This window comes from Mesorhizobium sp. WSM4312 (assembly GCF_002294875.1).
Lineage (GTDB): Bacteria > Pseudomonadota > Alphaproteobacteria > Rhizobiales > Rhizobiaceae > Mesorhizobium.
Map to the genome: position 1 here is coordinate 111876 of NZ_NSFU01000008.1, position 14231 is coordinate 126106.

19 protein-coding genes and 2 pseudogenes are annotated in these 14231 nt (G+C 63.1%); 13 read left to right on the plus strand and 8 right to left on the minus strand.

Annotated elements, in window-relative coordinates; translation table 11 throughout:
* Positions 1 to 40: 40 nt before the first annotated feature.
* The 3 genes from fumC to betI all read right to left on the minus strand — a co-directional run bounded on the left by fumC (position 41) and on the right by betI (position 3142).
* Positions 41 to 1438: a class II fumarate hydratase gene (fumC, locus tag CK228_RS14955; protein ID WP_095788335.1), complete on the minus strand. Its 1398-nt coding sequence runs from the start codon at positions 1436 to 1438 to the stop codon at positions 41 to 43.
* A gap of 144 nt (positions 1439 to 1582) precedes the next feature.
* Complete coding sequence (locus CK228_RS14960) at positions 1583 to 2356, minus strand: SDR family oxidoreductase (RefSeq protein ID WP_095788336.1); 774 nt, start codon at positions 2354 to 2356, stop codon at positions 1583 to 1585.
* Positions 2357 to 2503: 147 nt separating this feature from the next.
* Positions 2504 to 3142: a transcriptional regulator BetI gene (gene betI, locus CK228_RS14965; RefSeq protein WP_095788337.1), complete on the minus strand. Its 639-nt coding sequence runs from the start codon at positions 3140 to 3142 to the stop codon at positions 2504 to 2506.
* A 95-nt stretch (positions 3143 to 3237) separates the two neighbouring features.
* On the opposite strand from betI, the gene choX reads away from it, so the two are divergent.
* Together choX and CK228_RS14975 are read left to right on the plus strand one after the other, a co-directional pair.
* Positions 3238 to 4176, plus strand: coding sequence for a choline ABC transporter substrate-binding protein (gene choX, locus CK228_RS14970; protein WP_095788338.1), 939 nt, complete (start codon positions 3238 to 3240; stop codon positions 4174 to 4176).
* Positions 4173 to 5009: an alpha/beta hydrolase gene (locus tag CK228_RS14975; protein WP_245438035.1), complete on the plus strand. Its 837-nt coding sequence runs from the start codon at positions 4173 to 4175 to the stop codon at positions 5007 to 5009. The genes choX and CK228_RS14975 overlap by 4 nt, the downstream gene beginning before the upstream one ends.
* Here the strand turns inward: CK228_RS14975 and CK228_RS14980 are convergent.
* On the minus strand, positions 5006 to 5857 hold the full coding sequence (locus CK228_RS14980) for an NIPSNAP family protein (protein WP_348629234.1): 852 nt from the start codon (positions 5855 to 5857) through the stop codon (positions 5006 to 5008). The two genes, CK228_RS14975 and CK228_RS14980, sit on opposite strands and share 4 nt — an antisense overlap.
* 80 nt (positions 5858 to 5937) lie before the next feature.
* Between CK228_RS14980 and CK228_RS14985 the strand changes: the two genes are divergently transcribed.
* Positions 5938 to 6492: a TetR/AcrR family transcriptional regulator gene (locus CK228_RS14985; protein WP_143750586.1), complete on the plus strand. Its 555-nt coding sequence runs from the start codon at positions 5938 to 5940 to the stop codon at positions 6490 to 6492.
* A 133-nt stretch (positions 6493 to 6625) separates the two neighbouring features.
* Positions 6626 to 6975: pseudogene (locus CK228_RS14990) on the plus strand (D-amino-acid oxidase); the annotation flags it as partial.
* Between the two features lie 38 nt (positions 6976 to 7013).
* Here CK228_RS14990 and CK228_RS14995 read toward each other — a convergent pair.
* Positions 7014 to 7607 carry a hypothetical protein gene (locus tag CK228_RS14995; protein ID WP_095788340.1) on the minus strand — a complete coding sequence of 198 codons (594 nt, stop codon included), beginning with the start codon at positions 7605 to 7607 and terminating at the stop codon, positions 7014 to 7016.
* A 134-nt stretch (positions 7608 to 7741) separates the two neighbouring features.
* Between CK228_RS14995 and CK228_RS15000 the strand changes: the two genes are divergently transcribed.
* A complete protein-coding gene (locus tag CK228_RS15000; RefSeq protein WP_095788341.1) occupies positions 7742 to 8875 on the plus strand; it encodes a metallophosphoesterase in 1134 nt (377 codons plus the stop codon).
* Positions 8876 to 8931: 56 nt separating this feature from the next.
* On the opposite strand, the pseudogene CK228_RS15005 reads toward CK228_RS15000, so the two are convergent.
* Positions 8932 to 9119: pseudogene (locus CK228_RS15005) on the minus strand (CsbD family protein).
* 165 nt (positions 9120 to 9284) lie between these two features.
* Between CK228_RS15005 and CK228_RS15010 the strand changes: the two are divergent.
* The 8 genes from CK228_RS15010 to CK228_RS15045 all read left to right on the plus strand — a co-directional run bounded on the left by CK228_RS15010 (position 9285) and on the right by CK228_RS15045 (position 13332).
* Positions 9285 to 9953 carry a glutathione S-transferase family protein gene (locus CK228_RS15010; RefSeq protein WP_179295919.1) on the plus strand — a complete coding sequence of 223 codons (669 nt, stop codon included), beginning with the start codon at positions 9285 to 9287 and terminating at the stop codon, positions 9951 to 9953.
* 46 nt (positions 9954 to 9999) lie between these two features.
* Positions 10000 to 10329 (plus strand): YciI family protein, encoded by a 330-nt coding sequence (locus CK228_RS15015; RefSeq protein ID WP_245437705.1) that lies wholly within the window; start codon positions 10000 to 10002, stop codon positions 10327 to 10329.
* Positions 10330 to 10830: 501 nt separating this feature from the next.
* Positions 10831 to 11040 (plus strand): cold-shock protein, encoded by a 210-nt coding sequence (locus tag CK228_RS15020; protein ID WP_010915421.1) that lies wholly within the window; start codon positions 10831 to 10833, stop codon positions 11038 to 11040.
* Between the two features lie 386 nt (positions 11041 to 11426).
* Positions 11427 to 11654 carry a hypothetical protein gene (locus CK228_RS15025; RefSeq protein WP_095770917.1) on the plus strand — a complete coding sequence of 76 codons (228 nt, stop codon included), beginning with the start codon at positions 11427 to 11429 and terminating at the stop codon, positions 11652 to 11654.
* Positions 11654 to 12061, plus strand: coding sequence for a hypothetical protein (locus CK228_RS15030; RefSeq protein WP_010915422.1), 408 nt, complete (start codon positions 11654 to 11656; stop codon positions 12059 to 12061). Before CK228_RS15025 ends, CK228_RS15030 begins: the two co-directional genes overlap by 1 nt.
* A 1-nt stretch (position 12062) precedes the next feature.
* Positions 12063 to 12227, plus strand: a complete 165-nt coding sequence (locus CK228_RS35310; protein WP_095788343.1) for a hypothetical protein — start codon at positions 12063 to 12065, stop codon at positions 12225 to 12227.
* 4 nt (positions 12228 to 12231) lie between these two features.
* Positions 12232 to 12612 carry a YkgJ family cysteine cluster protein gene (locus CK228_RS15040; RefSeq protein ID WP_095788344.1) on the plus strand — a complete coding sequence of 127 codons (381 nt, stop codon included), beginning with the start codon at positions 12232 to 12234 and terminating at the stop codon, positions 12610 to 12612.
* A gap of 108 nt (positions 12613 to 12720) precedes the next feature.
* Complete coding sequence (locus CK228_RS15045; RefSeq protein WP_095770916.1) at positions 12721 to 13332, plus strand: LysE family translocator; 612 nt, start codon at positions 12721 to 12723, stop codon at positions 13330 to 13332.
* A 14-nt stretch (positions 13333 to 13346) separates the two neighbouring features.
* Here the strand turns inward: CK228_RS15045 and CK228_RS15050 are convergent, their stop codons facing one another.
* The gene (locus tag CK228_RS15050; protein ID WP_095770585.1) at positions 13347 to 13733 is read right to left on the minus strand and encodes a nuclear transport factor 2 family protein; all 387 of its coding nucleotides are present in this window, start codon (positions 13731 to 13733) and stop codon (positions 13347 to 13349) included.
* Between the two features lie 15 nt (positions 13734 to 13748).
* The gene (locus CK228_RS15055) at positions 13749 to 14198 is read right to left on the minus strand and encodes an OsmC family protein (protein WP_095788345.1); all 450 of its coding nucleotides are present in this window, start codon (positions 14196 to 14198) and stop codon (positions 13749 to 13751) included.
* Positions 14199 to 14231: the final 33 nt, after the last annotated feature.

Consider the following 14231-nt stretch of genomic DNA (forward strand, 5'->3'; position numbering starts at 1 on the left):
GATGCGGAGGCGGGAGCAAATTCTCCCGCCGAAAAGCACCTTACCCCGGATGCGTCATGTCCTCCGGCCGCACCAGCCGGTCATAATCGGCCTCGCTGACCAGCCTGGTGGCCAGCGCTTCCTCGCGTAGCGTGGTGCCGTTCTTGTGCGCCGTCTTGGCGATCTTGGCGGCGTTGTCGTAACCGATGGTGGGCGCAAGCGCCGTCACCAGCATCAGCGAGCGGTCGAGCGCCGCCTTGATGTTGTCCTCACGGGCCTCGATGCCGACGACGCAATTGTCGGTGAAGGAGACCGACGCATCGGCAAGCAACTGCACCGACTGCAGGAAGTTGTAGGCCATCAGCGGATTGTAGACATTGAGCTCGAAATGGCCCTGGCTGCCGGCGAAGGTCAGCGCCGCATTGTTGCCGAACACCTGCACGCAGACCTGCGTCATCGCCTCGCACTGCGTCGGATTGACCTTGCCCGGCATGATCGACGAGCCGGGTTCGTTTTCCGGCAGCGACAATTCGCCAAGGCCCGAGCGCGGGCCTGAACCGAGGAAGCGGATGTCGTTGGCGATCTTGAAGAGTGCTGCCGCCGCCGCGTTGATGGCGCCGTGCGAGAACACCATGGAATCATGTGCCGCGAGCGCCTCGAACTTGTTCGGCGCGGTGACGAAGGCGATGCCGGTGATGGCGGCGATGCGATCGGCCACCCGCTCGGCGAAGCCGACCGGTGCGTTGAGGCCGGTGCCGACGGCGGTGCCGCCTTGCGCCAGTTCCTGCAGGCCGGGCAGTGTCATTTCGATGCGCTTGATCGAGGAGGCGACCTGCGCGGCATAGCCGGAAAATTCCTGGCCCAGCGTCAGCGGCGTGGCGTCCTGCGTGTGGGTGCGGCCGATCTTGATGATGTGGTTGAAGGCCCGGGCCTTGGCGTCCAGCGCCTTGTGCAGGTGCTTCAGAGCCGGCAGCAAATCGTGCACGATGCGCTCGGCGCAGGCGATGTGCATGGCCGTCGGATAGGTGTCGTTCGACGACTGGCTCATATTGACGTGGTCGTTGGGATGCACCGGCTTCTTCGAGCCCATGGCGCCGCCCAGCATCTCGATCGCCCGGTTGGAGATCACCTCATTGGCGTTCATGTTGGACTGCGTGCCCGAGCCGGTTTGCCAGACAACCAGTGGGAAATGGTCGTTGAGCTTGCCGTCGATAACCTCTTGCGCGGCCGCGATGATCGACTTGCCGATCGCCGGATCGAGCCGCTTCAACTCCATATTTGCTTCCGCCGCCGCCCGCTTGACGATGCCCAGCGCGCGCACGATCGATGCCGGCTGCTTTTCCCAGCCGATCTTGAAATTGCCCAGGGAACGCTGCGCCTGCGCGCCCCAATAACGGTCGGCGGCAACCTCGATGGGGCCGAACGTATCGGTTTCGGTTCTGGTCTTTGCAGCGGTCACGGGTCTCTCCTTGTCGAAGTCGGCAACGGCGTATCGCGTTGCACAAATGGCTTCAAGCGGAGATTGCGGGTGGGCCGGATGCAAATCGGTTGAAGATGGGCGCATCTCCCATCTCCCCTTGCCGGAGAAGGGAAAGGGCGCATCTCACCCCACCGTATACCCGCCGTCGATCGCGAAGATCCCGCCGCTCGTCCAGGCCGCCTCGGCGCTGGCGAGGTAAACCGCCATCCCGGCGAGGTCGTTCGGGCGGCCGATGCGGCCCAGCGGATAGCTGCGTTCGACATAGGCCTTCAGCTCGGCCTTTGCCTCCGCTGGCAGGTTGTCGACGGTCCTGCGCCGCATGGCGGTGTCGACCGTGCCAGGCGCGATGGCGTTGACGCGGATGCCGCGCGGGCCGAGCTCGAAGGCCAGCGATTTGCTCAGCGAGTTCAACGCGCCCTTGGACAGGGAATAGAGGCTCGATGGCCGCTTCGGGATCATCTTGCTGGCGAAATAGGAAGAGATGTTGATGATTGATGCACCGGCGCCGAAATGCGGCAGCAGCCCCTGGGTGAGGAAGAACGGCGCCGTCACATTGAGCGCGAAGGAGTGCTGGAACTGCGCCTCGCTGACGCTCTCGAACGGCAGGAGGTAGGCGACAGCGGCATTGTTGACGAGAACGTCGAGCGGCTGGCCGGTCCCTTTCACGTGTTCGACAACAGTTGCGATGCCGGAGCTGGCGGCAAGATCTGCGGATAGCGTCTCCACCGCGCCGGGCGAGCCGAGAGCTGTCAGCTTCCGACGCGCGGCGTCGAGCTTGCCGGCGTCGCGGCCGGCGATCAGGACATCGGCGCCCTCGCGCAGGAACGCCTCGGCGATTGCCAGGCCGATGCCGTCCGAGCCGCCGGTCACCAGCGTGCGCTTGTCCAGAAGTCTCATTGGGCACTCCGAGGTCGCCTTGGCCAATGCCAGAGCACTGCATAGTCGCGGCCCTGGTCAAGCAGCCGGCCTATCCCACGGTATGAACTTCGCAGGTTGCCGATGCCCGGATGGGACAGTGCGCCCAGCTGGCAGGCCAGGGCAAGTCTACGCGCCGACGGTTGCAGGTTGGTGCATGGCCAGGCGCGCGGCAACGAAATCCTTGACCTGGCGGATCGCCTGTTCGCGCGAGACGCTGCCTGGTTCCAGGCCGAGCCGCAGCCAAAGCCCGTCGATCAGCGCGGTGACGCCAAGCGCGATGTCGCCGGCATCGCCGGGCGAGGCAAGGCCGTGCAGGCCGGACAACAGGTTCGAACGCATGCGCGCGTGCAGCACCTTCTGGATACGCGCCAGCTTCTCGTCGCGCGGCACCTCGGCGCACAGCGAAAGCCAGGCATGGCAAAGCGGCGGCAGGAACAGATGTTGCTCGAAATTGCCGTCGATCACCGCGTCGAGCCGCTCCATCGGCGTGCGCGCCTGGCGAAGCCGGGCGACGACGGCGTCGCGCAGCACGGCGTTGGCCTCCCGCATCGCATGCTCGAACAATTCCTGCTTGTTGCGGAAATAGTGCAGCACGATGCCCTTGGAGGCGCCGGCGTGGGCGGCCACCTTTTCCAGAGTAGCACCCGCAATGCCTTCGCGCTCCAGCACCGCGAAGGCAGCCTGCCGCAACTCCTTGCGGCGTATGTCGCTGAGGCGCTTGAGTTTCACGGCTTCCATCCAGGTGTTGCGAATCCATGTTGACATTTTCGTCCGCTCAGATCAACAATTGACCATTGGGACAATAAAAAGACCAATTGGTCAATCAAACGATGGCGACCGTGATGACGAGGAGAATCGCAATGGTCCGCTTGCTTGCAAATGGCATCTGTCTTGCGGCCCTGATGTTGGGCGTTCATACGGCTCAGGCGGCCGAGGCCGAGCAGTGCAGGGTGGTCCGCATGGCCGAACCGGGCTGGAACGATCTTGCCTTCACCACCGGCGTCGCCAACGTCCTGCTCGATGCGCTCGGCTACCAGCCGCAAAGCTCGGTGCTGGGCATCAACGTCATCTACGAAGGCATGAAGAACAACGACCTGGACTTGTTCCTCGGCTATTGGGACCCCGCCATGGTCACCTATTACGAACCCTACAAGAAGGATGGCTCGGTCGAGAATGTCCGCGTCAATCTCGAAGGCGCCAAATACACCTTCGCCGTTCCGACCTATGTCTGGGATGCCGGCGTCAAGGATTTTGCCGACCTGCACAAATTCGCCGACAAGTTCGGCAAGAAGATGTACGGCATCGAGCCCGGTTCCAACCAGTTGATGATGGATGCCATCGCCGACCCGTCGCTCGGTCTTGATGGCTGGCACGTGGTCGAGTCGAGCGAGGCCGGAATGCTTTCCGAGGTCGGCTATGAGATCAAGGAAAAGCAGTTCATCGTCTTCCAGGGCTGGGCCCCGCATCCGATGAACACCATGTACGATTTCAAATATCTGACTGGCGGCGACAAGTTCTTCGGTCCGAATTTTGGCGCGGCAACGGTGACGACGCAGGTGCGCAAGGGCTATCTGCAGCAATGCCCCAATGTAGCGCAGTTCCTCAGGAATCTCGCCTTCGACATCGATTTCGAGAATGTCGGCATGGGCTATCTCATCAATGACGGCATGAAGCCGGAGGGCGGGGCGCTGAAGGCGATCACGGCGAACAAGAGCCGCCTCGACGCCTGGCTCGCCGGCGTCACCACCTTCGACGGCAAGCCCGGCCTTGCAGCCGTCAAGGAGAAACTCGGCCTTTGACATCGGTCACGCTGGAAGCGGCCTCGGATCCCTGGGCGGAGCAGAATGCCTGGGCCGGCCGCAAGCAATTCATCAATTGCGGCGGCCTCGAGATGGCCTATGTCGAGATATCAGGCGCCGAACCGGCGCTGGTTCTTGTGCACGGCTTCACCGACACCAGCCGCAGCTTTTCGCTCTTGGCGCCGCATCTGGCCGGCCGCCGGCTGATCATGCCCGACCTGCGCGGCCATGGCGCCTCGCCGGCGGGCAAGGGCTTCGGCATCGCCGACTTTGCCGATGACATTGCGGGCCTGATCCGGCATTTGCACCTCGATCGGCCCGTTGTGGTCGGCCATTCGCTGGGCGCCATGGCGGCCGTCGCCTTGGCTGCGCGGCACAACGACCTCATCGCCGGAATGGTGGTGATGGCCGGCACGTTGAAACCCGATTTCGCATCGGATCATCCCCTGGTCGCGGTGGTGCAGGCTCTGCGCGATCCGATATCGCCGACCGACCCGTTCTATGACTGGTGGCATGACTGCCGGCCCGGCGTGCCCCAGCCGTTTCTCGCCTGCCTGGCGAAAGACGCATCGGCCATGCCCGCGGCGCGCTGGCGCGCCATCGTGGACGAGATCCGCCGCGCCGACCTGACAACTGCGGCACAGGGAGTGCGAACCCAAACACTGATCATCGCCGGCGCGTGCGACCCGCTGTTCGGCGATGAGCACCAACAGGCGCTTTCGCGTTGCCTGTCGGAGGCACGCCTCGTGCGTGCCGAGGCGTGCGGCCACAATCCGCATTGGGAGGACCCGGCCTTTGTCGCGCAGGCCATCACCGGGGCATTCGACGCCTAGCGCCCAACCAGGGATCGCGACGTGGGCGACAGCCGCAAGGTCTCGGTTGGTTTGGTCAGATCAAGCTGAACTGCTCGCAAAAAGCGCTGCCATGCCGGCGCGGCGGCGAGGGCGGCTTCCTGGCTTGCATGCGCCTCGGCGCTGTCGAACCGGGCGACGGAAACGAAGACGTTCTCGCTGGCCCGCACCGGCAGCCGCGGAAAACTGTTTTCGGCATGTTCGGTGACAAAGGCGGCGAGGAGGCGCACGCCGGGCGCCTTCATCAAGGGCGCCGCCTCCGCCGCGAACCGACTGGCGAATTCGGCCTCAGCTCCTGATCGCAAGTGGTGAATTCGGACGACAACAACACCGCCCAAACGGTTCTCATTGCTGGAGTTTTCGTGCTCGGCAGAAAGCGGCCGCTGAAGTCCTGACAGGTCGAAGCCGGCGCTCGGCCATACCGGCTTCAGCAGCAGCACATCGTCCGAATCGATCATCGTCGCATTGGCCGCGTCGCGGTGCGCCGCCCAGATCGTGCCGTCGTAGAAGGCGGCCAGCGCCTCCTTGCGTGTGTCCATGCTGTCGAAGCCGCGCAGCCAGACGAACATGTCCGGACGGTCCAGATCGCGGAACTGGCCGATGATGGTCATTCCAGCCGCCTCCTGGCTTTCGATGAACTCGCGGTCAAACAGGGCAATCAATGTTTCGCGCTGCCCGGGCCTCAACGTGTACTGCCGCAATTCGACGACAGGCGAGGCAAGCATTGCAGCCTGCGGAGCGGCGTTCAGGGGCAGGTTCATCGGAAGTCTCCAAAAAACAGGGTGATCATCCTGTTTATAAACAAACCGGTTGTCCTGTTTTGTCAACATGCTATTCTCTGACTATGTCAGCAGAGACGACCATTCGATCTGGCCCAAGGCCACGAAAGCGCGTCAACGACCCCGAGGGCATGCGCTGCAAAGTGCTCGACGTCGCCGAGGCCGCGTTCCAGGCGCGCGGCTATCACGCGACCAGCTTCGGCGATCTCATGACAGCGGCAGGGGTCAGCGGCGGCGCGTTGCATCATCACTTCCCGACCAAGAAGGCGCTGGCCCTGGCGGTGATCGAAGAGCGTGTGGCGGCAGCGGTCGAGGCGACATGGATCGCGCCGGTAAAGGCAGCGGTTTCTGCACGCAAAGGAGTGCGGGCTGTGTTCGAGGCTGTCGCGGCGGAACTGGAACAGCAGGGTTTCGTGCGCGGCTGCCCGCTCAACAATCTGGCGCATGAACTGTCGCTCGCCGATCCGGATTTCCGCGCTGCCCTTGCCGGCATCTTTGCGGCATGGCGCCAGGCGATCGCCGACAAGATCAGAGCCGACCAGCAGGAGGGCAGGGAGCAAGGCACCGATCCCCAGCATTTTGCGGCACTTGCCGTCGCCAGCTATTCCGGCGCCATGTCGATGGCCAAGACGGCGCAGGACGCGACCATGCTGCGCGACTGTCTGGCGGCACTCGGCCAAGCCTGAGCCGCAGCTAGGCGCGCTTGATGATGGCGTTCGGGGGCGGACCAACCGACCCGCGCTAGAAGATCGATGTTGGCAGAATGAGCCTTTCCGCCGGACGCGGATCTCCCTTCAATCGCCGGATGAGCAATTCCGCGACGGAGCCCTCGCGCTCGATTCCGCCTGGTCTGAAGAAGAGGTGATGGTCAATTCGGACGGCACCTATAGCGTAAAGGCTTCGACCATTCAGGGCTTCTCAACGAGGCCTCGAATGTCATCGAGGGACATCCAAAGTTGGAACTGCAAAGCTACGGTGTCGGACCCAAGCCGATCTCAGGAGACGGCGAGCCGGTCTTCGGCCAGTTGAAGGACATCCAGGGATATTATGTTGCCTTCAGCCATAGCGGCGCAACGCTTGGCCTGATCGCGGGCGAGTTGCTTGCCGGCGAGATCGCCGGCGGCATTGAGCATCCGCTGCTTGCGAACTTCCGTCCAAGCCGCTTTTGAACAGACCCGTCCAAAGGCTTCCTGCGCGCCATGGACCTCTACTCGGCCAGCGGCTTGATCGTCTCGTAGCCGTTGACCGATTCCGCGCTGGTGCCTTCATCATAGCGCCGGGCAAGGGAGGCTTGCAGATCGGGCGCATAGAGCGCGGTGAACGTGTCGAGCGTCTCGCCGGCTCCGTTCTTGAAGGTCTCCTTGACCGCCAGGACGTTGTATTTGCAGCCGCCGAGGCTGAAGGTTTCCTTGCCCTTGACGACCAGGATCAGCGTCTTGGTGGCCTTCGGCTGCTTGTCCGGCGACAGCTCGACGAACTCGATCGTGCTCTTGGTTCCCGCCTTTAGCGGAAACAGTTTTCGCAGGTCGGAAAACGGGATCATTGCCAGCCGGCCGGTGTTGCTGTCGCGAAAAACCTCGATCAGGCCGGCATACAGGAACTGCTTTTGCGGTGATTGCGACTCATAGCTGTTGGCGACGGAGATCATCCCGCCCGCGGCGGGCCGAAACTCGCTTTGGATGCCTGGCCTCGCCAGAATGAACCCGTTTTTCGCGGACTTCGCATCGACGCATGGACCGGCAAACGCAACACTCGCCGGCAGCAGAACCTCCAATGCCATGCCGATAAGCGCGCGCTTCATGACGCTTCTCCGTTTCGTGCGAATACAAGTGCAGGTAGAAATTGACAGACGTTCATGGCGATGTCGATGGTCAAGGCAGTGACGGTATTGCCGAAACTGGACGGACGGACGTCGCCTGTGCTGAAATTCCGCCGATGATGAATCACTGGGCGCCACAATTGCTTTCACGACGCAGCTTTCTGATGCAGGCCGCGGGTCTTGTCGCGGCCGGCGCGCTTTCACGCCCGGCGCTCGGACAGACCGGGCAGCGCATCCAGCCCATCGATGCCACCTTCCTGTTCATCGCCGATGTCCATGCCTGCCGGATGGCGAGCGGCCTCAGCCCCAACTGCCGGCAGGAGGGCAAGACCGACGTCGCGCTGCTGCGCAATGTCGCGGCGCTGAATGCCATCAATGACAAGCACTGGCCGGCCGAGATCAACGGCGTCGCCACCGGCTTGCGTTCGGCCGGCAACCGGATCGGCATGCCGCTCGGTCTTGTCGTCGGCGGCGACATCACCGACGATGGCGGCGGCCAGATCACCCAGCCGAGCGAGGGCACGCAGCTGCTGCAGTTCAGCCAGCGCTATAGCCAAGGCGTTGGCCCGGATCGTGTCCACATGCCGGTCTATGTCGGGCTCGGCAATCATGATCTCGACCAGAACGGTCCGCCGCATCATGTCGATTGGTACCGGCGTGAACTGCGCGACTACGTCGAGGTCAACCACCGCCCCGGCGTGTTCTTCAAACCACCTGTGCCGGCCACCAGCTACGATGTCGACACCGACTGCTATTCATGGGACTGGGGCGGCCTGCACCTTGTCCAGACGCATCGTTTCACCGGCGACATCGGTCATGGCGCCGATTCGAGCCTGCCTTGGCTCAAGCAGGATCTCGCGACCTACGCGGCGGATGGCCGCCCCGTCATCCTGTTCCAGCACTATGGCTGGGACATTTTTTCGACGGAGCGGTGGGATCCTGCCAAGCGCACCTATGACGATGACGGCGCCGGTGCGCCGCACTGGTGGGGCGAGGCCGACAGACAGGCGCTGCTGGCGGCGCTGAAGGGCTACAATGTCGTCGGCATCTTCCACGGCCATCAGCATGACACCCCGCTGATCTACCACCGTGACGGGCTCGACCTGTTCAAGCCGAAGGCCGCTTATATGGGAGGGTTCGCCGTGGCCCGGGTGACCAGCGATGGCATGGACGTGGCGCTGTGCGAGGCGACCGACGACCATGGCGAGGTCACCTTCACCAACGCTTTCAGCAAGGGCTGGAGCACTTGAAAAAGGCGGCCCTGGCGGCCGCCTTTCCGATTGCCACGACATGTCTCGATGCGGGATCAGAGTGCCTTCCTGACTTTGTCCTTCACGTCGCCATAGGCCTTCTGCACCTTGCCGGCGACCTTGTCGGCCATGCCCTCGGCCTGGGTCCGTCGGTTGCCGGTCGCCTTGCCGGCGGCCTGTTTGACCGCGCCCTTGACCTGCTTGGCCAGACGGCGACCTGATCCTTGTTCACCATGTTCCGCATCTCCTGGAAGTTTGAATTCGGGGGAATTCGTCCGCCGCGAACAAACGGGCCGCCGTCGATTAAAATCCAGGCGCTGTTGCGGAATAGGATGACTGCGCGACCCGCTTCCGGTGGCAAGGCTGGCGGGATAGGTTGCGCGGACGCACCGCGCGCATGGAGAGAAAAATGGCGGAGTTCACGCTCTACATCGGCAACAAATGCTTCTCCTCGTGGTCGCTCCGGCCATGGGTGGCGATGAGGCATCTGGAGATACCATTCGAGGAAGGTTTTGTGCGGCTGCGTACGCCCGAGACCTTTGCCAATCTGGCGAAAGTGTCGCCGACCGGTCAGGTGCCCGTCCTGAATCACAAGCCGTTGCAGGGAGGGAGCAGGATCGTCTGGGAAACCCTTGCCATTCTTGAGTATCTCGCTGACCTGTTTCCCGAGAAAAAGCTCTGGCCGACCGGTATCGGCGCCCGTGCCTTGGCGCGCGCGGCGGCGACCGAGATGCATTCCGGTTTTCGCGAGGTGCGCTATGGCTGGCCGATGAATTTGCGGCGGCCGAAGGGGCACAAGCCGCTCGACGCCGAAGGGGAGGTGCAGCGGGCACGCATCGAGGCGCTATGGCGCGAATGCCGCGAGAAATACGGCAAGGGCGGTCCGTTCCTGTTTGGCCATTTCACCGCGGCCGATGCCATGTATGCACCGGTCGTCACCCGCTTCGACACCTATGGCGGCGAGCTCGCGCCCGAGACCAGGGCCTATGTCGACGCCGTGCTGGCAATGCCGGCGATGCGGCACTGGTATGCGGAGGCGGCGAAAGAGCCATGGCCGGAGCCGGGGCCGGACGAATAGACCGAACGACGGACAGCAATCAGGTTTCGCTCCTGGAGGAGGACCGATGGCCAGCAACGAAGCACCACGTGAAGCTGCGACGACAAGGATCTTCCATTGCCGGCTGATCCCGCCGCGGCCGGACTTCGCCTTTACCATGACGGACGAGGAAAGGGAGCTGATGAGCCGGCATGCCGACTACCTGCGCGCCAAGCTGCGCGAGGGCACCATGATCTTGGCTGGCCCGGTCGCCGATCCGGCCGGTCCTTGGGGCCTGCTGATCCTGCGTGCCGGCAGCGAGGCCGACGCAAAGGCGATAACCGATGGCGATCCAGTGGCAAGGTCAGGCCGCGGCTTCCGCTACGAGATCCTGCCGATGATCAGCACGATCATGTAGGGCGACACCGAAAGCTAACGGTCCGGCTCCGGCCACAGCGCCTCCAGCGTGCGAGCCCCGCTCGGCCGCCACCGTGATCCGGGAGAGGGCCTGACACAAATAAGAACGCCCCTCGCACCGGTTATTGTGCGGGAGGCGTCCTTTCGTCAGCATTCCTGAGATCGCTCTCTGAAACTGCTGACCCCAATGGAATGCGCTGGCAGGGGATTGGTTCCGGGGGTGGTGTGATTTTTTTGGGAGGAGCCTGGCCTTTCTGCCGTTCATCGGTTGAGGCTCTATTCGTGTGACAACCTGAAATTGAAGACGGGCTTTTGGAAAACCAGAAATTGACTCGGCGGCAAAAGCAGTCTAAAAGAACTATGTCGATATTTGTTTGACCGACTTTTGTTATCCGCGCACGCATGCGCGCCTTTGACGAACTTCCCCATCAAAAATCGAGACAAAAATCGCTGTGCAGTCGCACCGCGATTAACGAATATTTGCCATGGAAAGGGTTCGTTTATGAGCACCGGCACAGTTAAATGGTTCAACGCCACCAAAGGTTTTGGTTTTATTCAGCCTGACGACGGCTCGGCCGACGTTTTCGTCCACATCTCGGCCGTAGAGCGCGCCGGCATGCGCGACATCGTCGAGGGCCAGAAGCTTGGCTACGAGATGGTCCGCGACAACAAGTCGGGCAAGATGTCCGCCGACCAGTTGAAGGCGGCCTGAAGAACGAATTCAGCCCTCCCGGTGACCACGGATGTACTGGCACCGGTGCAGAGCGAATTCCGACGCGTGGCCCTGGAAACCTGAGTTTCCAAGGCGCATCATGCGCATGAGAGGAGCGTTTCCTGCGGATCCAGCCCTGTGCATCCTTCCGGATGTCACTGGATGCGCGGTACTCCCCAGGGAAGGTCAGGCGGTGCCTGGCCTTTTTCATATTACGCCTGCTGCCGCCGAAAATGCGCTGCGCATCGGGCTGAACGTGCTAAGGGACGGCTTGGCAATTTGAATCCGCCGCCGTATTGCCCCGATGCCGTGTTGCTTTGTGCGTGGTCCCGACCGACGACCCGGTCTCGCCCTACCGGCACCAGGCTCCTGACAGGAGAAAGATTTTGACCGACCATTCGAAGACCGCCGCCGATCCGGCGGTGTCGCTGTTCAGCAAGACGCAAACCCAGTCGATGTCGCTCAACCGCATCCTATCCGAGCGCGACGCCGTCAGCGAGGCGCGGGAAGCCAAGACGGCCCGCTTGCGCGAGCTGCGCCTGGAAAAGGAAGCCGAAGAGATGGCGGCGGCCGCCGCACTTGCGGCGCGCCCGAAAAGAGCCGGAAAACGCTGATGGCCACCAAGCGCGTACCGCCAACGCCGATCGCGGCCGATGCGACCATCGCCGACATGGTCGAAACCCTGGACAAGCCGGTCGAATATGTCCGGCGCGTGCTGGAAAAACTCGAGCGCTGCAAGCGCGCCCATGGCGATGCCCAGGTGCGAGTCGGCGTACGCGGCCGCGCCGAAGCCCCGAACTACCTGATAGAATACGTTCGCGAGGACAAGAAGACCCTGGAGCGGGTCACCTATCAGGATGCCGCCTATAGCGGCAGCACCCATCGCGAACTGGCGCCGCATCACATCGCGGAAGCCAGGAACTGGTCGCCAGAGGAAATGAACATCACGGCGGTTTCGGCGCTGATCGGCCGCTTGCGCAATCCACGCGCCCCATCATCGCGTTTCGCCGACGAGGACTGACATGGCCATAAAATTCTCCGCCAAGGACCAGCCGGCGGCGCCGGCTCCCGCAGCAAAGCCGGCCAAGCCGGCCGCCGCGAAGGCCGGCGAAGCCGCCGACCCCGCGACCGATCTGTTCAAGTCACCGGTCGAAGCGCCGGCGCGCAGGACAGGCAAGAAGAAATAGCGCCTTGCCGCGGGACGCCGATCGCAATCCTGCCGCGCCGGGGCTGCTCGCCCTGGCCGCTGCCGCAAGCCTTTCCTCACAACGTGACGCCTCGCCGCTCTTCGACTGCCAGAGCTGCGGCGCGTGCTGTTCCTATTCGGCCGAGTGGCCGCGTTTCTCCACCGAGGATGACGCGCAGCTCGAACGCATTCCTGAAAAATATGTTGCCCTCGACCTGTCCGGCATGCGCTGCGAGGGCGTGCGCTGTTCGGCCCTGACCGGCGAAGTCGGCAAGTCGACCGCTTGCGGCATCTATGAAACGCGCCCGGATGTCTGCCGTGCCTGCATGCCTGGCGACGAGGAGTGCCTGATGGCAAGGGCCGCGCACGGGCTGGCGGTGGGGTAGTTCCATCCCCCGCTTTGCGGCGCAAGGAAAACACCAATCGCCGTCGCTTGCCTCGACTTGCGCCACCCGATAGCTTCCTTGCCGGGCAGGGCCGTGGAGGAAATCATCGTGAGCATCGAGTTTCTGTTGACGTCGCTGATCGTCGTTGCCTCGCCCGGCACCGGCGTTCTCTACACGCTGAGCGCGGGACTTTCGCGCGGTGCGCGGGCTTCGATCATTGCCGCCTTCGGCTGCACGCTCGGCATCATCCCGCACATGGCCGCTGCCATCACCGGCCTTGCGGCGTTGCTGCACACCAGCGCGGTCGCCTTCGAGACGCTGAAATATCTCGGCGTCGCCTATCTCATCTACATGGCCTGGAACACGCTGAAGGAGAAGGGCGGCCTCAGTGTCGAGGATAATGTCGCGCCGCGCTCGGCCGGCAAGGTGATTGCCACCGGCATACTCGTCAACGTGCTCAACCCGAAACTGTCGATCTTCTTCTTCGCCTTCCTGCCGCAGTTCGTCAGCACCACCGAGCCCAATGCGCTGTCGAAGATGCTGGAACTCAGCTCCGTCTTCATGCTTTTGACCTTCGTGGTTTTCGTCGGCTACGGCATCTTCGCCGCTTCGATCCGCCGCCATGTCGCCTCGCGGCCGATGGTGCTGACCTGGATGCGCCGAACCTTCGCCGGTGCGTTTGTCATGCTCGGCGCCAAGCTGGCATTGGCTGACCGGTAGCGGCGACCGGCCAGCTATCCCTTCACATAGCCCATCGCCTCGACGATGCGTCCGTCCTCTACACGCATGAGATTGACGCCACGGACGGAGTTACCGTCGGCCATCCAGTAGCGCCAGCGGATGGTCGCCCGGTCGCCGGCGACAAAGGTCTCCTCGAGGTCGAAGCGCGTGCCTGGCTGGGTGGCGATCGCCGACCACAGCTGGACGCATGCTTGCCGCCCCGCATGACGCGCGCCATCAGGTGCCGGCACGGTGTTTTCGATGACGCATTCTTCGGCAATCAGTTCGGGAAGTGCGGACGGGTCGTGCAGCTGGAACACGTCGTTGAAGCGCCGCATGATCTCGGCCGTCTGCCCGGAGCGGTCGTCTGGGTTGAGAGTGATAATGCTGTCCTGTTTCATCTCGTGCTCCTGATGTCAGTGTGCCGTGGTGGTGGTTGCGAGGAGCTCGGCCTTGAGCGTGATCGAGGCCACGCCGGCCAGGGCGCGCGAAACGAGGCGTGTCGTTTTCGCCCTTTCCGCGAGGTTCTGGAATTCATCCGGAACAAGCCCCGGAATCTCGGCTTGCGTCTCAAGCTCGATACGGGTGATCGTCGGTCCCGCGGCGGTTGCACCGAGATGCACCTTGGCGACGGTGCTGATGCTTGTCGGTATGTGATGGGCTGTGCCCAGTATGGCGCTCAGGGCCATGGAGAAGCAGCCGGCATGCGCCGCGGCGATCAGCTCTTCCGGGTTGGTGCCTGGACCGTTTTCGAAACGCGAAGGGAAGGAATAGGCGCCTTCGAAGACCCCGCTACCGAGCGTCACCTTGCCCGAACCCTCTTTCAGCGTCCCTTGCCACTTCGCCTGGGCTTCGCGAATTGTCATTGTCGTTCTCCTTTGGTTTGAGGCATCGATTGG